The organism is Psychrobacter sp. APC 3281, from assembly GCF_030407815.1.
Taxonomy (GTDB): Bacteria; Pseudomonadota; Gammaproteobacteria; order Pseudomonadales; family Moraxellaceae; genus Psychrobacter.
The window spans coordinates 113,912-131,993 of record NZ_JASDCS010000006.1; the positions used below are offsets into that span (position 1 = coordinate 113,912).

Annotated in this window: 13 protein-coding genes and 3 tRNA genes; 13 read left to right on the forward strand and 3 right to left on the reverse strand. The window is 42.8% G+C overall.

All coding sequences use genetic code 11. The annotated features are described in order from the left end of the window. Positions 1–104: 104 nt before the first annotated feature. On the reverse strand, positions 105–926 hold the full coding sequence (locus QL886_RS06030) for a thiazole synthase (RefSeq protein WP_290177990.1): 822 nt from the start codon (positions 924–926) through the stop codon (positions 105–107). A 328-nt stretch (positions 927–1,254) separates the two neighbouring features. On the opposite strand from QL886_RS06030, the gene gspE reads away from it, so the two are divergent. Next, positions 1,255–2,808 carry a type II secretion system ATPase GspE gene (gene gspE, locus QL886_RS06035; RefSeq protein WP_290177991.1) on the forward strand — a complete coding sequence of 518 codons (1,554 nt, stop codon included), beginning with the start codon at positions 1,255–1,257 and terminating at the stop codon, positions 2,806–2,808. Positions 2,809–2,913: 105 nt separating this feature from the next. On the opposite strand, the gene QL886_RS06040 is transcribed toward gspE, so the two are convergent. Together QL886_RS06040 and QL886_RS06045 are read right to left on the reverse strand one after the other, a co-directional pair. Further along, positions 2,914–3,387, reverse strand: coding sequence for a RidA family protein (locus QL886_RS06040; protein WP_290177993.1), 474 nt, complete (start codon positions 3,385–3,387; stop codon positions 2,914–2,916). A gap of 39 nt (positions 3,388–3,426) precedes the next feature. Then, entirely contained in the window at positions 3,427–4,152 is a 726-nt protein-coding gene (locus QL886_RS06045) for a DUF4442 domain-containing protein (protein ID WP_290177994.1), read from the reverse strand. Positions 4,153–4,578: 426 nt separating this feature from the next. On the opposite strand from QL886_RS06045, the gene QL886_RS06050 reads away from it, so the two are divergent. The 12 genes from QL886_RS06050 to QL886_RS06105 all read left to right on the forward strand — a co-directional run bounded on the left by QL886_RS06050 (position 4,579) and on the right by QL886_RS06105 (position 18,081). After that, positions 4,579–6,096 (forward strand): AAA family ATPase, encoded by a 1,518-nt coding sequence (locus QL886_RS06050; RefSeq protein ID WP_290177995.1) that lies wholly within the window; start codon positions 4,579–4,581, stop codon positions 6,094–6,096. A 105-nt stretch (positions 6,097–6,201) separates the two neighbouring features. Continuing rightward, complete coding sequence (locus tag QL886_RS06055) at positions 6,202–7,653, forward strand: hypothetical protein (protein WP_290177996.1); 1,452 nt, start codon at positions 6,202–6,204, stop codon at positions 7,651–7,653. Between the two features lie 238 nt (positions 7,654–7,891). Beyond that, positions 7,892–7,968 (forward strand) — tRNA-Pro (locus tag QL886_RS06060). 105 nt (positions 7,969–8,073) lie between these two features. Continuing rightward, a tRNA-Arg gene (locus tag QL886_RS06065) sits at positions 8,074–8,150 on the forward strand. Positions 8,151–8,191: 41 nt separating this feature from the next. Beyond that, positions 8,192–8,267: transfer RNA gene (locus tag QL886_RS06070), tRNA-His, on the forward strand. Between the two features lie 449 nt (positions 8,268–8,716). Continuing rightward, positions 8,717–9,652, forward strand: a complete 936-nt coding sequence (locus QL886_RS06075; protein WP_290177998.1) for an AraC family transcriptional regulator — start codon at positions 8,717–8,719, stop codon at positions 9,650–9,652. A gap of 320 nt (positions 9,653–9,972) precedes the next feature. After that, complete coding sequence (locus QL886_RS06080; protein WP_290177999.1) at positions 9,973–11,034, forward strand: hypothetical protein; 1,062 nt, start codon at positions 9,973–9,975, stop codon at positions 11,032–11,034. Positions 11,035–11,117: 83 nt separating this feature from the next. Continuing rightward, on the forward strand, positions 11,118–12,320 hold the full coding sequence (gene gspF / locus QL886_RS06085; RefSeq protein ID WP_057758190.1) for a type II secretion system inner membrane protein GspF: 1,203 nt from the start codon (positions 11,118–11,120) through the stop codon (positions 12,318–12,320). Positions 12,321–12,839: 519 nt separating this feature from the next. Continuing rightward, positions 12,840–13,277 (forward strand): type II secretion system major pseudopilin GspG, encoded by a 438-nt coding sequence (gspG, locus tag QL886_RS06090; protein WP_290178132.1) that lies wholly within the window; start codon positions 12,840–12,842, stop codon positions 13,275–13,277. A 245-nt stretch (positions 13,278–13,522) separates the two neighbouring features. Further along, on the forward strand, positions 13,523–14,071 hold the full coding sequence (locus tag QL886_RS06095) for a protein-disulfide reductase DsbD N-terminal domain-containing protein (protein ID WP_290178001.1): 549 nt from the start codon (positions 13,523–13,525) through the stop codon (positions 14,069–14,071). A gap of 47 nt (positions 14,072–14,118) precedes the next feature. Then, positions 14,119–16,248 (forward strand): protein-disulfide reductase DsbD, encoded by a 2,130-nt coding sequence (dsbD, locus tag QL886_RS06100; protein WP_290178002.1) that lies wholly within the window; start codon positions 14,119–14,121, stop codon positions 16,246–16,248. A 384-nt stretch (positions 16,249–16,632) separates the two neighbouring features. Continuing rightward, the gene (locus QL886_RS06105; protein WP_290178003.1) at positions 16,633–18,081 is read left to right on the forward strand and encodes a phospholipase A; all 1,449 of its coding nucleotides are present in this window, start codon (positions 16,633–16,635) and stop codon (positions 18,079–18,081) included. The last annotated feature ends 1 nt before the right edge of the window (position 18,082 follow it).

Genomic DNA, 18,082 nt, shown 5'->3' on the forward strand with positions numbered 1-18,082 from the left:
TTTTATTATTTTATAGAGCGTGTTAAGCAATCAACCATAGCACTGACAGCACTATACGTAAATACTCAACACGCTCTATTATGCTATGTCATTTATACTTCAATTTATTGAAAGAAATACCCAGTCTGTGGTGAGCTGGCAGTAGCCACCTTACGCATTGGCATACGACCTGCCAAAAACGCAGCGCGACCTGCCCACATAGCATGTTTCATTGCGTGCGCCATCATTACTGGGTTTTGTGCATTGGCAATGGCTGAGTTCATCAGTACGCCATCACAGCCAAGCTCCATTGCAAGTGCAGCATCAGACGCAGTGCCGACACCAGCGTCAACCAATACAGGTACTTTAGCATTTTCGATTATTAAGCTAAGTGTATGACGATTGAGTAGACCAAGTCCTGAACCAATCAAGCTGCCAAGTGGCATAATGGCGACACAGCCCATGCTTTCTAATTCTTGTGCGACGATAGGGTCATCTGACGTATAAACCATCACTTCAAAACCATCATCGATCAGTACTTTGGCGGCTTTTAAAGTTTCCGTAACGTTTGGATATAAGGTTTTTTCATCCCCCAATACCTCAAGCTTAACCAAATTATGCCCACCCAATAACTCGCGAGCAAGCTTACAAGTGCGAATGGCTGTTTCGGCGTCAAAGCAGCCAGCAGTATTCGGTAATATCGTATATTTCTCAGGTGAAATCACATCTAATAAGTTAGGCTTATCACTATTTTGTCCAATATTGACACGACGAATAGCAACGGTCACGATCTCGGCTGCTGAAGCGGCAATAGCTTCTCCAGTCTCTGTCATGTCTTTATATTTACCGGTACCGACTAACAGACGCGAAGAAAAGGTACGGCTACCGACAGTAAAGGTATCTTGTAAAAGTGGTGTTGGATGAGTAGTGCTAACGTTCTCTGACATAACGGAAAATCCTAATATCGAGCGGGAGAAGGGGACAGACAAAATATGATGGGTAATCTAAGCAATCTAAAAGGTGTAATAGACAATGGCAAGCTGTCTGCGAAAAAATCGCATGATATGCTAACTTTGATAGTAATAATATGTGCTGGGCGATAGGTATAAAGCGCCAGTCACATAAAATAATACCCGTCTAAAACAAAATGCTATTATAACAAACTCATGCAACCTTACTGGCAGTCTTTTTTGATTCGAACTGTTAAGGACAAGGCATCCACCATGTCTTGGCTTGCGTACTTCTCATCCTCTCCTCACTTATTGGGCCGTCTTTATGATGCAGTTGCCATACAGCTTTGCGAAACGCCATCAGATTTTGGCCATACTTGCGATAGATCCGGAATTGCCGCCGATATTGGTACTTACCAAAGCGACTCCGTTGTCAGCGATCAATGAAGCGGTACGGTTTTTACAGCAACAAGGCAGTCGCGGTGTACCGACTTACGAAAGTGTTAGCGCGGACGATTTTGAAAAACGTATGAACGCAGCTTATGCTGGCAATACAGGAGAGTCGCAGCATATTGCTGCTGGACTTGAAGACCATCCTGATCTCGATAGCTTGGCTGATAGCGTCCCTGAAACTGAAGACTTGATGGATCAACAAGATGATGCGCCTATCATTCGTCTGATCAACGCCTTGTTGTCCGAAGCCATCCGTTTAAGTGCCTCAGACATTCATATCGAAACCTTTGAAAAGCGCTTGGTCGTTCGTTTCCGAGTTGATGGTGAGCTAAAAGAAATCATCACACCAAAACGCCAACTGGCTCCATTGTTAGTCTCGCGTATTAAGGTAATGGCTAAATTAGATATCGCCGAAAAGCGAGTGCCGCAAGATGGTCGTATTAGTTTAAGACTGGCAGGGCGAGAGGTCGATGTGCGTGTATCGACTTTGCCATCGAGCTTTGGTGAGCGTGTAGTGATGCGTCTATTAGACAAGCAAGCTGGCCGTTTGAATATGACGTATTTGGGGTTGTCTGATAATGACTATACTGAGCTAAAACGCTTAATCCATCGTCCGCACGGCATTATTTTGGTGACAGGGCCGACTGGCTCGGGTAAAACTACGACGCTATACTCTGCATTGACCGATTTAAATGATCAAACTCGCAATATCTTGACCGCCGAAGATCCGATTGAGTTTCAGCTCGATGGTATCGGGCAGACGCAGGTCAATAATAAAGTAGATATGACATTTGCTAAAAGCTTGCGTGCAATGCTGCGTCAAGATCCCGATGTAGTGATGGTTGGTGAAATTCGTGATTTAGAGACAGCTGAGATTGCCGTACAGGCCTCTTTGACAGGGCATTTGGTATTATCGACGCTACATACCAACACCGCTATTGGCGCGGTTACTCGCTTACAGGACATGGGTGTTGAGCCGTTTCTGTTGTCGTCATCGCTTATTGGCGTAGTAGCGCAGCGTTTGGTACGTACTTTATGTTCACACTGTCAAAGCTGGCAGGCTGCCGATACCGAGCAAGCCAAGCTGTTTACCGAAATTGGCATTGGGTCAACGCTGAAAAGTGATACCAAAGATATAGCAAGTGAGTCGATTCGTTTGCCCAAGCCAGTTGGCTGCGATAAATGTAATCAGTCAGGGTTTAAGGGGCGTACTGCTATATATGAAGTCGTGCCAATCGACGATACATTGCGCCGTATGATTCATAGCAATACGGCTGAGTATGAGCTAGAAGAGTATGCGCGCCAGCAAACACCGTCGATACGTGCAGATGGCTTACGTAAAGTCATAGAAGGTCGCACGACATTGGAGGAAGTGCTGCGAGTGACGAAAGAGAGCGCGTTAACTGACGAGACAATCTTGGTATAAATTTGCAGACTAGATATCGTTATAGCCAACAAAAAATAACTGGCGTGAATAGCCAGTTATTTTGGTGTTTTTCTAATTGTGGAGCTTTAGAGTTTTTAGCCGCTATTATTTTGCAGCCATACATTCAATCTCAACGCTTGCTCCAGCAGCCAGTTCTGATACGCCAAAAGCTGAGCGTACAGGATAAGGCTTTATCATCTCAGCTTTATAGACTTTGTTAAAGTCATCAAAGTCATCCATATCAGTCAGCATGACCATACATTTAACGATATCAGACTTACGGTAGCCATATTTTAATAGCGTGCTATGGATGTTATCGAGCACTTGCTTGGTTTCAGCTTTGATACCGCCTTTGACCAGTTTGCCCTCTTTAAAGCCAATTTGTCCCGACATATACAATGTATTGCCCACGCGTACAGCCTCTGAAAAAGGATAAGTACCGCCATCGCCCAAGAAAGTAGGGCTAGATTTAGCAATGCTGACAGCCGTCGTTGTGTTGGCATTAGCGCTATGAACAAAACCCAATGAGCACATAGTGGCTAGCGCTAGCGTAGATAGGCAAGTACTAGGTTTGAACATACTGTTTCCTCATTGGGTTTGTTATCAATTTTTTATTAACTACTTATCAGTACTATTATTTTGAGTAGATGAGGCATTACTTTCTTCGATTGGTGCTTCGATTTTAGAGTCATCTTCTGCGACTTTTTCAGACGCTTTACCTTGGCGGCGTGCCTCTAGCTCCGCTTTTGGTATCCATGCCCACGTCATCTCAACCACAATTGGATCACGGTCACTATCAGACTCACGATCTTTGATGATACAAGGAATAATCATCTCACCTTTTGGTGTGTTTAGGATATCCAAACGCTGTTCATCAGACAAGCTTGCCACAGCAGCAATTTGACCTTTTTTAATTGGACGATGGAAATTTACCGAGTAAGATTTAATCAGTAGGATACGATCAGAGGGCAAGTTTAAACCCAAAATAAACCCCGTAGCTGTCTCAGCCAGTAATGTGATGGCGACTGCATGAATAGAGCCGATATGGTTTTGGACGGCTTTATTGTTGTTTAAACTAACGACGACTTGGTTTGGTTCTACCGTTTCATAATAAATGCCAGTCGTGCCGACATATGGGACGACCTTGCCAAAGGCTTTAGATAAAATACTTGAGCGTGCACCAGCAGGCAGATATTTGGTGACGGATAACAGTTTAGTAAACTGATTACTAATTGGTTTTAGCGTGCTACTGGGTTTCTCAACTGAAGATTTTGTGCTGTCAGATACTTTGGCTGGCAGTTTATTGGTCAACTTGGCGGGTAGTTTTTTTAATAATCCTGACATACAAAATTCCTTAACGTAAATGAGTTGAATGACATTCTTAGCATGGCTTTTTATGATAGCGACAAAAATATAGATAATAAAAATCGCTACAAATACTATGGTACATCAACCATTGCCTTCCTACTATTATTAGCATGAACTGCTGCGCTTACAAAACAATAGTAGCGTGGCTATGTTGCTAGGTTATGTCATAAGTTTAGATTGCCACTTAAAGTAGTCTAGGTATCTTATATATCAGTAACATTTGGGCATTGGTATTATTAAGTGATTGGTATAGTCAGTTCAATATAATTTGGATACAAGGAAGCCGAGTGAAAGTACTACGAATAGTAGATTAAGCGAGACTGGCGCCGTATCTAATTTATGGAGGATTGACTATAGTTACCATGCCAATAGACAGCCACGTTATAATGACAAAATGTTAGCATGTCTGTTTTAAACCTGTTTTCAATGCCGCTGGATAACGTTATGCCTGATATGTCTGCTCATGAACCGACCAATATTATTTATACGGGCGTTGCTGGTACAGGTAAAACCTATAGATTGTTGCAAATCGCGAAGCGATATACCGACTATCTACCCGAGATTGAAAATGAAGATTTATTAGAACAACTGCTGCAAGGTTTAAGCTGGCGCGAAGTATTGTGTCTGGTGTTTTTAGATTTACGTGCTGAACAACAGGACTTGTTAAAGGTTCGAGAAATTATTGATCATCCTTTTTTTATGACCAAAGCTGCTCAGAACTCACGTGAGAAAAATCTGGACAGTACAGCTTGGCTAGAGTTACGCAGACATAGCCCTACGAACTCTCAAACAGTCAGTTTTGATAACCGTGCTAGCCAAGCTTATTTTGATAAAGACAATAGTGGATCATGGTATTTATTGCCAGAGAGTATGGTGCTACTAGAAGATTTATCGCAGCAATTAGCAGAGTTTCAGCAAGCACAGCGTGACAACCAACCCCATCAAAATCAAAACATCGGTCAGCAACGTTTTAGTATGGTGAGCTTCCATCAAGCCTACGGTTATGAAGAGTTTGTAGAAGGTATACGGCCTGTCATGAGTGTCACCGCTCAAGCAAATAGTAGCCCTTCTAATCAAAATCAAATGAGTTACGCGGTGCAAGATGGAGCATTCCTGAAGCTATGCCAACGCGCCGCCCGTAACCCTCAGCAGCGTTATGCAATACTTATTGATGAGATTAACCGTGCTAATGTGTCACGAGTGTTTGGTGAGCTTCTTAGTTTGATAGAGCCTGATAAACGAGCGGGCAAGCCGAATGCGATGACAGTGAGTTTGGCGTATTCTGGGCGTGCTTTTAGTGTTCCTGCTAATGTCGATATTTATGCCACTATGAATACCCAAGATCATTCTTTAGCACCACTTGATATGGCATTACGCCGACGTTTTCGCTTTGTGGATTGCCCACCGCAGCCTAATCTATTGTCTACAATTTATCACGGCAATGACATTGATACTGGTCTATCTGACGGTTCAGAAGCAGGTACGATAAATTTGAGTAAATTACTAATAGGCTTGAATAGACGTATCGTGCAAACACTGGGAGCAGAAGCAAAGTTGGGGCATGCGTTTTTATTCGCAGTCACTCAGTTAGAGCAATTACAAACGGCTCTCGTTGAACAAATTATTCCTCAATTGGCTCAAGCAGCTGGTGGTCAAATTACGGTGCTGCAGTATATCTTTAGAGATGAGCAGCAACCAACGAGCAAGCAGTTCGTACAGGACAGTCAAGCATTGATGAATGACGACTTGTACAATCCGATGGGCAACCAAAACAATGCTTCCGCTGAACACCAAATGTTTGCAGGGCAGGGTTCTTTTCTTGGTCAGTCTATGAATGTGAATAGTTATACTATCAATGCCGACTTGATTGCTAGGGATGGTGAGTTTAATAATGCTGCTATCTATCAGCGTTTGTACTAGCAGGGTGACTGTTCAGTGATAACGAATAATCAATATTACATCAAGCAACATGCTATCAGGGCAAACAGTTGCAAGACTCGTATCCCTAACAGTAGTGTCGCTACCATGAATGTTATCACCGTGTTTGAGCATCAACATTTGACCGTGCATGATTTTTTGCAAGCGTCTGACTTCGATTGGCTAATGGCACAAGAGTCTGCAGTATTTACTATCAAGCGTAAGCAAGGACAGTGGCAGCTTAAGGTTGGGCACTACATTGGGATTATTCTCCTACCTAGTGGCATGACGCTTGAGATACTGCCAAAGCTCAATCAGTCTACTCAGACTAGCGATATCGTCCAGACTCGTCATTGGGTACAGGGTATGCTATCGGATTTGATACATCTTGATGCGCATAACAATCGTAAGCTACCCAATACGAAAAACTTCGGTCAGTTTAGTTCCCAGTCCACTCCTTTACCGTTAAAAGTATTGCCTATATCAGACTGGCTGATTGAGCAGTTTTTGCAGCGTTTAATGGATTATCAACCCACCAAGCATTATCAGGCTCAGATTGACAATCAGGCATCACTGCAAGGTCGACTGCTCATTAAAGAACAACTACGTCATAATAGTATGCAACCGCATAAGTTCATCTGTGAAAGTAGCGTATTAAGTCACGACATGTTAGCCAATCGATTGATTAAGAGTGCATTGGTTTACTTGATGCCTTTATTACCCCAGTTTATTTCTTCAAAACTGTTGCAGCCATGGCGGCAGGTGTCTACGCTCAACAACCGTGAAATGCAGCAGATAGCGGTAATATATACTCAAGCAAAGCGTCAGCTAGACGTTCAGCCACTCCAAAAGCAAAAATTGCACGCCGCACATCAGTTAGTAGACTTGGCATACTGGCTATTGAAACAGAGGGCAGCAGTAACAGGTAACGGTATTGATCCAAGCAGACAAAATAGCTCTCAGCTAAGATTGTGTCTATTGATTGATATGAATCAAGCTTTTGAACAATGGGCAAGTCAGCGTATCGCATCGATGTTTCAACAGATTAGTAGTAGTTACCGTCCTTTTTACCAAACCCAAAGTGTCTGGCTAAATGATGCTGAAGGACTAGCGTGCTTATCTATACGGCCTGATTTGCTGATATTTGAAATCGTCTCCGATGATTGTCAAAATCAGAGTGATACAGCAGCTCATCAAACTCAAGCCAAAGACAAAACCAAAGGTCACTACAGTCATGTCATCGATATTAAGTGGAAGTACTTACCACATGCCGCTGCGATTAGTGCGAGCGACGCTTATCAATTGACTAGCTATGCACAAGCTTACTTGGCGGGGCAGGTCTGGTTGGTTTATCCGGTGCTAGGTCGTGATAGGCAACCAGTAGCGCTCAAGCAGCAAACTCATTATGGTAGTAATGACAGTGACAGTGACAGTGACAGTGACAGTAGCGATGATATTAAAAACAATGAATCAATTGATGCCCATTTATGGTTAATGCCGTTTGATGTTTTGACAGGTACACTTAACGGTGAAGTACTGCCACATTTGGACAAAGCTTAATATCATTATCAATGACAGCGTGAATGACTGATGGATAAAGGGTCTGGCTGTCACTATTTTGGCGAAATTGACGTAATTTTAAAAAAATTAGCGATTATTTGAAATTAATCGAAAATAGGTGTTGACACAATCGCCTTTACCCCTTAATATGTGCACCTCGATAGCGAGGAACATTAACAAGTTAGAGGCATTGCCAACAACGAGTTGATTAACAAACTATCGTGATAATAGAGAATTTCGGAGTGTGGCGCAGTTTGGTAGCGCATCTGGTTTGGGACCAGAGGGTCGTAGGTTCGAATCCTATCACTCCGACCATCTATTTTAAGAGCCTTACAGGCTTTTTTTTATGTATAACGGTTTAGTTTCTGATATAGTAAAATATATCGCAAGGTAATCTTAGTATGTAAAAGTCCTCTAAGAGCGCCTGTAGCTCAGCTGGATAGAGCATCTCCCTTCTAAGGAGGTGGCCGCAGGTTCGAATCCTGCCAGGCGCACCATTTAGCCTGCAAATCTTGCCTATTCTTTGGCAATAGTTATGGCGGTTGTAGCTCAGTTGGTAGAGCCCCGGGTTGTGATCTCGGTTGTCGTGGGTTCGAGTCCCATCAGTCGCCCCATATTTTATTCTGTATGTATCTACATACAAATCATATCTTAATCTAAAAATATATCAGTAATAGCACTCGCCCTTGATGGCGATTTTTTTATGCCTATTCGATTTTATCTCTGCATTGTTTTTCTAAGATTAAACAGATAAAGTTTGATAGGACCTTCAATACTAGATAATTCCCCCCCCCCATTTTTATCAACATTTCCTAGAGGTTTTTCTTAAGGACTAGCGTGACTGTGTCTACTCTATTATTGTTTAGTAATTCTAATAAGTAAATAGACATGACGTTTTAAATGATGCATTATGCTTAAATGTCATCACATCCATATTATTTAATAACAATTATTTATTGGAGTACGCATTGGCATAGAGAAAACTGACAGAAATTGTCATTAAGAATACTATTATTTTTTTAAGATGAATCGTTATTAATCTGCATTATTGAGGAATTGATTGATGGACGCACTGAGTGTATTGCTGCAAAACGTGCATTTATTTGAGACTAAGTATTACCGTCTAAATGGCACTGGCAATTGGTCTTATTCTATGACTAGAAAAGACACCATTTTATTTTACTTAGTAATGTCTGGCGGTTTTTGCATCGATGTTGGTAATGGTCTACGAGAAGCTCGCGCTGGCGACATGATCATGATTCCGAATGCGCACAAGCATGTGAGTTATGCACTTAATCACCATGGCGATGTTGCTGAGTCGCTTGATGAACTATTGAGCAATTGCCCTGAGCGTACACTTGATATCGATGGCGATGGAGACCCCAATTCATCTTTGATACTGATTGAATGTAAGTACGACAAAGAGATGATTAACCCTCTGTTGTCAGTACTGCCACCGATATTACCTGAGCTCAATGATGCTGCTGACGGTCGGTTTGAAGTGATCGATGTAGAGATAAAGCTGCTAACACTAGAAGCTGAGCGTGAGCGTATGGGTAAAACGGCCGTAATCAATCATTGGGCAAGCATCATGATGATTGAATGTTTGCGCGTCTATATCGAAAGCTTGCCTGAAGCCACAGAAAACTGGCTCAAAGCCATGAAGGATCCGTTTTTGACCAAGGCACTAGCCGCGATGCATGGGGCACCGAGTGAAAGCTGGACTATTCATCAGCTTGCCGCAGTGGCAGGGATGTCGCGTTCCAGCTTTGCACAGCGTTTCAAAGATATCGTTGGTATGCCGCCACTGACTTATCTGATTGATTACCGCTTACGGTTGGCGGCTCGCTATTTACGTTTACAGCAAAACAGTATTAGCCGTATCAGCGAAATGGTGGGCTATGCTTCAGATTCGACTTTTAGTCAGGCATTTAAGCGTGTGTATGGTGTCTCGCCAAAAGCATACCGTCAGCAGTATCGACAGAACAATCTTGCATAGCTCTAGTTGCTGTTTATTTAAGTTATTCAAGTAAAATCTCGATTAGAAGCGCTAAGGTCATTTATATGTCCTTGGCGCTTTTTTTAATTTGTGAATACATATTGTTTATAAACGTTGAGTCACTCATATCTATAAGATCTTTGGTAACTTGCTATGGCTATTTTAGTTAAGGGCAGCTGACATTGAGTCTGTGTTCAGGTACTATGGGTTGATGAGTCGTCGAGACAAAAGCGTTGATGTTGTAGCGCGTTATATGTCCTTATACGATAGGTATATAAAAGGATCGAGACGATGTTTATTTTCGCTGCTGATGGTATGTTATGACTGAACCGACCGCAAAGCTAAATGCAGAAAGTAATGGCCAACAAGAGGCTGCTGCAACTGCTAAAACAGAAAGTAATGTTGATAAAAACACTGCTATAGATAACCCGCATGTCGGCAAAGATGCGCCGAAAAATGAGTCGGTAGAGACACCTGATAAGGCGGCATTATTGACGATGTTTACTTTGCCAGATATCGAGGCGGTAGCAACTGAAGCAGTAATATCTGAGTCATCCGATAGTCTTACAGTAGCTGCAAAACCTGTGGCTCAAGAAACCAATATCGCTACGCAGCGTGTTGCGCTTTATCGTGCTCAACATGAGCGTACTCGACTGTTATATATGGCATCTGCCAATACGCGTCCTACTTACTTAGTACAAACCCTGAAGCCACAATTCGCAGAGTATCAGCAATATTTACTTGCGCAGCAGCTTGATAAACGTGGGTTGATGGATACGGATACGCTCGAAAGACTCTGGCAGCAGCTGCATGTGGTCGATGACATTATTGCAGATATCGTACGTCATATGCCTGCGCAGCAGCCAGCCGGTTGGCAACTGACGACTCAAGATGGTCGCAATCCATTGTGCTTTGCTACGGTCGGTAAGTTAAAGCACGGCAAGCCAATTCGCGACCAAGGTAGCCTTAACAGTTATGTACTTGGGCACTTTGGCGTGAGTAGCTTTACTTACGATCGAGGCTATTATATCGGTCATGTGGTTGGTTATTTATTCAGCTGTTATTATTGTGCTCACTTGATGATTACTTATGGCGTCACAGCCCTTGGCCAGCAAGTCGTGGCTGACTATGATTACGCCAGTCTTGAAACCCCGCATATGGTCAGACTATTACAAGGTCTTGACGGTTATTGCAAAAAACGCATTTATCAGTTGGCTGTCATCTGTGCGCGCTTGAGTGTTTTTGCGAGTGATAAACGTATTGAAAGAATGCTAATCGCTGAGGTCAATGACTTTGATAAAAAGCTACAGCAGCAGCATTTGGATGTCTTGTTATTACAAGGTTTGATGCCTGATAGTAATGACTCAACGCCACTTTTTTAATCGTCGAATATCAAATTAATAGAATTCTATTAAGTCATAAATTATAACTGTCTACCTGTAAGCCTCTTAGGATATCTGTTGCCATGCCTGCCTATCATTTCAAAGCGCTTGACGACCACGGTGTTGTTCAAAAAGGCTTGCTAGAGGGGGATTCTGCGCGGCAAATTCGCCAGCAGTTGCGTGATAAGCAATGGACGCCCGTTGAAGTCAACCCGGTCAATGACAGACAGAGTCAGAGCAAAAACCGCTATAAAAAACCGTCTGCATACGAGCTTGCATTGCTGACACGTCAGCTATCTGTATTATTGGCAGCGGGTATCCCACTTGAGGAAACCTTGGCAGCGGTTGCTAAGCAATCTCCAAAGACTCATATCAAATCCTTAATGCTTGCAGTGCGCTCACATGTCTTAGAAGGGCTCAGCTTAGCACGTGCTCTGCAACAAGCTGCTAGCTTTCCACCGTTATATATCGCTACGATTGCCGCAGGCGAAAAATCTGGCCATCTTGACCTTATCCTCAATCAGCTAGCAGACTACACCGAAAACCGTTTTGCCCTCCAAAAGAAAATCCAAGGGGCTATGGTCTATCCAATTGTCCTGATGGTAATGGCAATTGCAGTAATTATGGGACTAATGAGCTTCGTCGTGCCCAAAATTGTCAAAGTCTTTGAGCAGTCTGAGCAAGCGTTGCCTTTAATTACTCAAATTGTTCTCACGCTATCGAATATCATTACTCAGTGGTGGTGGCTAATACTATTGGTATTGGCAAGTACCGCATTTTTATTCTACCGTTTTGCCCAAACGCAAGCAGGTAAATTAACTATCGATAGCGTGGTGCTTAGATTGCCGATACTAGCTAGATTGTCCAAAGGTCTGAATGCCGCGCGGTTTGCCAGTACCCTTGCGATACTAGTACGATCAGGGGTGCCACTGATTGAGGCATTACATATTGGGGCTGCGGTCACGACCAATTTACATATCCAAAAAACCATTATCACTGCGGCTGATAGGGTGACAGAAGGCTCTAGCTTGTCTAGCCAGCTAGAGAAATCTACTTACTTTCCACCGATGATGGTACAGATGATAAAAAGCGGAGAAAACTCAGGCGAGCTTGAAAATATGCTCAGCCGTGCCGCCAATATGCAGGAGGCAGAAGCAACCAATTTTATCAGCACCTTATTATCATTACTTGAACCTCTAATGCTGGTGCTAATGGGCGTAGTAGTCATGATTATTGTGATGGCGGTTATGCTACCTATCGTTAATATGAATGATTTAGCAGGCTAGGCTCATTCGCTAGCCAATGATTTATCATTCTTTATGTATAGCTAGCTGCCAATCTCCAAAACCTCTATTTAGTTCTCTTTTACTCTATTTATATCACTTAACTTGCTTGCTAAACCTTGGACTAGCTTTCTTAAGGTTTGCTTACTGTTGTATATTGTTGAACGAACGCTATTTTTGCTATGGCAAACACCAGCGCCGCGCTATAGTAGGCACGTTTTAATAGTCATACATTTGATGTCAGCTAATATTTAACCTTGGCTAAGATAGCAAATTCAAACTGGGCGCAGTGCTGGATAAAAATAAAACCATGGTTTATAGTGACAATAGTTTCAGAGCTCATTGATATATCATTGATGAGAGCCACAATAGAACGCCACTTTTACTATTTACATAACTGTGATGACCAAAGCGATGACTATGACTGACAAATTCCAAGTAAATATGACGCCAAAAAGTGCTATTCACGATACGCAATCCCATTCAAATATTGTAAGTGACCAAAAGACTGCTTCCTCAGCTATGCAGCGCAGTGTGGCGAGAAAGTCTGGTCAAGCAGGATTCACTCTTATCGAGATTATGGTCGTTATTGTGATCCTAGCCATTCTTGCTGGATTAGTGGTACCAAAAGTCGTCGGTCAAAGTGATAAGGCCCGTGTTAAAACAACTGAAACGGCGCTTGCCACTGTCTCAAATGCGCTAGATATGTATAAGGTTGATAATTCGCACTATCCGACAACCGCTCAAGGGTTAGAGGCGCTTACGACACCGCCAGCTGATGCAAAAAACTATCCTGAAGGTGGGTATATTAAAGGTGGCTATCCAACCGATGGTTGGGAAAATGAGATGCAATATGTTGCACCAGGTAGTGAAGGGCGCCCTTATGATTTGTTTTCATTAGGTGCTGATGGTCAACAAGGTGGTGAAGGTCAAGATGCGGATCTTTATGCTCAGCTATAAAGTTCAATAGTATAGGTATAGTGAACAAATTCTGATACTGATATAGCTTTGTAGAATGAAACATTAGTTCATCGATGCACTTTCAACAATTTATAAATATCAACCAATATTCCCTTATTGGTTGATATTTTTTATCAGTAGATAAATCGCCTACTGTTCAATACAAGTTTGATAGCCAGTGCTATAAATATATCTAAGCGCTCAGCAAAACAGTCATCGCAAACTGCAATTAAAGGTAACCATCTATGTCGATCCAAAAGCCTAATAAATACTTTTCTAAAAACCTTTATAAATTGGTTCTAACCGTGGCAAGCACTTCATTGGTAACGGTCTTGTCAATGACATCGATCAGTGCACAGGCAGCAGGGTTAAATGACTTATTTAAAAATAGCTCCTCGGCAAAATCAAAGTTCTTACCAGTGGATGAAGCCTTTCAGGTGGTCAGTAATACCAAAGCGACTTCCAAAGGCACGCGGTTGTCGATCAGTTTTGAAATTACGCCAGGGCATTATGTCTACAAGGATAAGCTTACGTTGAGCTTCCCTAAAGGAATAAGCGCCACGCCGTTCACTTTTAATCAATCACCAGTATCAATCAATGATCCGACCTTTGGTCAGGTTCCTGTATTTACGCAAAGAAGCGTCATTGCAACCACGACACTGACGACGAGTAATGGTAAGGGCGCCAAAAACGCGCCTGTTATTATTGGTTGGCAAGGGTGTGCAACGGCTGGGCTATGCTATCCACCAGAAAAAGTTAAAACCAAGATAGACATTGCTGCGACACGCAGATAAATATCGAGCAGATTGATTAAAATATCGGTAATAATAGGTAGCCATTCATGTCCATCAAGACATCACCAAAGTCCTCATCATTTAGCGTATCTACTCATTCGAAAAAATCACATATCTTAGCGCTTGCTATCGCTAGTGGCTCATTGCTGACAGGTTTGTCAACGACATCAACGGTACAAGCGGCAGGGTTAGGCGACCTTTTCGGTAGTAGTGAAAGCTCATCGAAGTCAAAGTTCTTGCCAGTAGATCAAGCGTTTCAGGTGAGTACAGATAGCACCCCTGTTAAAGCGGGTACGCGGTTATCTGTTAATTTTGATATCACTCCTGAACATTACGTCTATAAAAAGCAAATTAAGCTTACGCTACCCGCTGGCGTGACGGCTGCACCTTTTACCTTTAGCCAGACACCATATTCGATAGATGATCCAACATTTGGCAAAGTACTGGTATTTGACCAAGCAAATATGGTCGCTACCACCACACTGACGAACAATAGTGGCAAGAATATAGATGATGCCGCTATCGTCGTTGGCTGGCAAGGTTGTGCAAAAGCAGGGCTGTGCTATCCACCGGAAAAAATTAATACGACTGTCGATATTGAAGCTGCCTCGACACAGGTAACTGTAGATAGTGATAGTACTGCGAGCTCGACCGATTCAGAGAATAGTGCTACGGCGACACCAGAGGAAGCAAGCTCAACAGCTCTTGATAATACTTTGCCTGATGAGGCGCAAGCACTGACAGACGATGGGGCTATTGATTATGATCTCATTGATGACAGCGCTGTAGAGTATGATTCTTTAGATAGTAGTGCAGCGACGAATACGATTTCTGCAGCAAATAGCAGCGTAACAGGCGAGACGGCCAATAGCGAAAACGCATCAAACAATAGTTTTGTTGATAGCGATCCTTTTGGTTTGGCTTCTCACCCTTGGCTGGCATTAGTACTATTATTTTTAGCAGGCTTAGGCTTGGCCTTGACGCCATGTGTGTTACCGATGTTACCTATCGTGGCCAACATTGTAGCCCGCGAACAAAACCCAACGGTCAAACGCGGTGTCATCTTGACCACCAGTTACGCGATTGGGGTAGCGACTGCTTATGGTATTTTGGGCGCTGTTATCGCAGTATTCGGTGAGTCTTTAGGTATTATTGGTTGGCTGCAGAATCCAATTATTCTCATTAGCTTTGCTATTGTTTTCATACTGCTCGCACTATACATGTTAGGTCTTTTTAGTGTGCGATTACCACAAGCGATGAGTCGAAAGATGCAAGGCTTAAGCCAAGCAGGTGACAGTAAGCTTGGTAGTACAGGCGGCAGTTTGATCGCTGGGTTTTTATCAGCGCTAGTCGTGTCACCTTGTGTTTCTGCGCCATTATTTGGAGCATTATTAGCGGTTTCTACTATTGGTAGTCCGTTGCTCGGCTTTGCTGCTTTGTTTATGCTTGGTTTTGGGTTATCAGCGCCGCTTATCCTAATCGGTGCTACTCAAGGCAAGATTATGCCAAAAGCAGGCGAGTGGATGAATTGGGTCAAGCAAGGCTTTGCTTTACTACTGTTTGCCGTGGCACTGCTATTGATTGAGCGCGTTTTTATATCGCCAGTCATGCTGATGGTATGGGCATTGTGGTTTATGGTCGTGGCAACATGGGCATGGAGTTGGCTAGGTAAAGGTCGTATGCTGACCCAAGCACTAAGCCTTATCGCTGGTATTTGGGCGGCTTGCCTAATAGTTGGCGCTGCATTGGGTAATGACGATAGCTTACATCCATTAGCGTCATTGGGTGCAGCACCGATGATGGTACAGTCAACGTCTGGTCAACCAGTGAATAGTGATAGCACCACTGATAAGACGATCACGACGCTTGCAGAGCTAGATGCCATTGTCGCAGCCAATCCGAATGTCATTGTCGATCTGACAGCAGAGTGGTGTATTGAGTGCCGCATTATGGACAAGAACCTGTTTCATAATCGTCCAGCGCAGATGCAAGATTGGCAATTAGTGAAGCTCGATATCACTGAGACGACAGCAGACTCAAAAGCCGTGTTGTCTCGTTACCAACTCTTTGGTCCACCAGCGCTACTATATTATATTGATGGTCAGCTAGTAAATCAGCAAGTTGGTGAGATTGGTCGCTCAGAGTTTGAGCAAACATTATCGGCATTGAACAACTAACATTTAACAATGAACACTTAAGAAACCAGTGTAATATTTCGAAAATTCTTAAGAATATTAAGAAGGCCAGTATACTAAGAAAGTATGCTGGCTTTTTTGATGCCATTAAATTCATACTATGGAATGTTTATTAAGTATTTGTTATATAAGTAATTATATTGATAGGCGCTTATTTTAACTATCGATAAAGCTAGTATCGTGCTTATATTTTCATTACAATAAAGAAACAATGCAGCAGGGGCACTAATTGTCATTTTTTTCGCTCCTAATATCTGCGATTAGCTGATAGTCTCAGTCAATTCTATTTTAGCGATAACGCTAATGGCTATATTAATTACCTCATATACTCTGCTAGCGCTAATGCTAGTTAGATAAAGGACACTTATGTTTGCCCATACCATTACTCAGCGTCACCAACAGCCGTCTTACCAGAATGCGCATATGCCTCTTCGTATTGCAGTTGCGCTTGCGTTGAGTTGTACCGCGATACAAGTACAAGCTGCTGCTGATTCTCAGACTTATAACGAACTGCCAGCACCCGAAGCTGCGTTTGAATACGAGGATCTTGACCTATCACAGAGTCTCAATAACAGTGCGATATCTTCTGATATGAGTACACAAAATGGCAAAATAATTAGCAAAGAATTTATTGCTCAGCAAGCCAAGCTGTTTTCTGAATGTACGCAAGTCCAGTCTAGTGCTGCCCGACTCGCATGTTTTGATAAAGTAGCTGAACAAGGTAAGACACCAAGCTACACCTCAACCAAACAACCAATTGATTTGGCAAAGACCTTTCAAAGTACGGTCTCAGGTAATCCAAAAGTGATATTGGCTGAGTCTCAAACGGCGATGAGTGGGACGACAGTTGAAGATGCAGATACCATTTTAATGACCAATCAGCAAACAGCTGCCAGCAAATTGAAGGCAAATGGCAATGTAGAAGTAGATGCTGAAACGAATAGTGAGGCAGAGATTTTAGAAAATGTAGGTGTCACTCAAACAGACATCGAAAAATTCTCGCCACTCAGTCTATCTTACGACCTAGATAAAAACAGTGAGCGTGGTACTTGGACGGTTAGACCATATCGACCGACATATCTGTTGCCATTATTTTACACTTTCGATCCCAATTTGAATCCAAGTACACCATCACAAGAGACCGAGTCTCTAACTGCTAACGAGATGCGTGAAACTGAACTAAAATTCCAACTATCTTTGAAGACAAAGGTCGCAGAGGATTTGTTTGATACCAGTGCTGACCTATGGTTTGGCTATACTCAAGAATCACATTGGCAAGTTTATAACGAAGACAACTCACGTCCATTCCGTGCTACAGACTATCAACCTGAAATATTCCTGACCCAACCAGTAACAGCAGATCTACCTTTTGGTGGACGTTTACGTATGCTGGGCGCAGGTGCTGTGCATCACTCGAATGGACAAGATGATCCATTATCACGCTCATGGAACCGTGCTTATCTCATGGCGGGCGCAGAGTGGGGCAGACTCTCAGTCATACCGCGTCTATGGGCTCGAGTAAATAGTGATAGTAATAGCGATGATGACAACCCAGATATCGAAGACTACATGGGCTACGGTGATATCAAATTTTTGTATGACTTGCCGGCTGATCAGAGCATTAGTGGTACCTTGCGCTATAATCCAAGTACCAATAAAGGTGCTGCGCAAATCGACTATATCTATCCTATCTCAGAGAACGTTAATGGTATGGTTCAGCTATTCCAAGGCTATGGTGAGTCGATCATTGATTACAATCATGAAAATACCTCTATCGGCTTTGGTATTGTACTGAACGATTGGAAAGGGCTTTAAT

Excerpts from the sequence above, each read along its gene's own strand:
- QL886_RS06030 (WP_290177990.1), bottom strand. The coding sequence starts at position 926 with ATGTCAGAGAACGTTAGCACTACTCATCCAACACCACTTTTACAAGAT.
- gspE (WP_290177991.1), top strand. The coding sequence starts at position 1,255 with ATGATGCAGTTGCCATACAGCTTTGCGAAACGCCATCAGATTTTGGCC.
- QL886_RS06040 (WP_290177993.1), bottom strand. The coding sequence starts at position 3,387 with ATGTTCAAACCTAGTACTTGCCTATCTACGCTAGCGCTAGCCACTATG.
- QL886_RS06045 (WP_290177994.1), bottom strand. The coding sequence starts at position 4,152 with ATGTCAGGATTATTAAAAAAACTACCCGCCAAGTTGACCAATAAACTG.
- QL886_RS06050 (WP_290177995.1), top strand. The coding sequence starts at position 4,579 with ATGTCTGTTTTAAACCTGTTTTCAATGCCGCTGGATAACGTTATGCCT.
- QL886_RS06055 (WP_290177996.1), top strand. The coding sequence starts at position 6,202 with ATGAATGTTATCACCGTGTTTGAGCATCAACATTTGACCGTGCATGAT.
- QL886_RS06075 (WP_290177998.1), top strand. The coding sequence starts at position 8,717 with ATGGACGCACTGAGTGTATTGCTGCAAAACGTGCATTTATTTGAGACT.
- QL886_RS06080 (WP_290177999.1), top strand. The coding sequence starts at position 9,973 with ATGACTGAACCGACCGCAAAGCTAAATGCAGAAAGTAATGGCCAACAA.
- gspF (WP_057758190.1), top strand. The coding sequence starts at position 11,118 with ATGCCTGCCTATCATTTCAAAGCGCTTGACGACCACGGTGTTGTTCAA.
- gspG (WP_290178132.1), top strand. The coding sequence starts at position 12,840 with ATGCAGCGCAGTGTGGCGAGAAAGTCTGGTCAAGCAGGATTCACTCTT.
- QL886_RS06095 (WP_290178001.1), top strand. The coding sequence starts at position 13,523 with ATGTCGATCCAAAAGCCTAATAAATACTTTTCTAAAAACCTTTATAAA.
- dsbD (WP_290178002.1), top strand. The coding sequence starts at position 14,119 with ATGTCCATCAAGACATCACCAAAGTCCTCATCATTTAGCGTATCTACT.
- QL886_RS06105 (WP_290178003.1), top strand. The coding sequence starts at position 16,633 with ATGTTTGCCCATACCATTACTCAGCGTCACCAACAGCCGTCTTACCAG.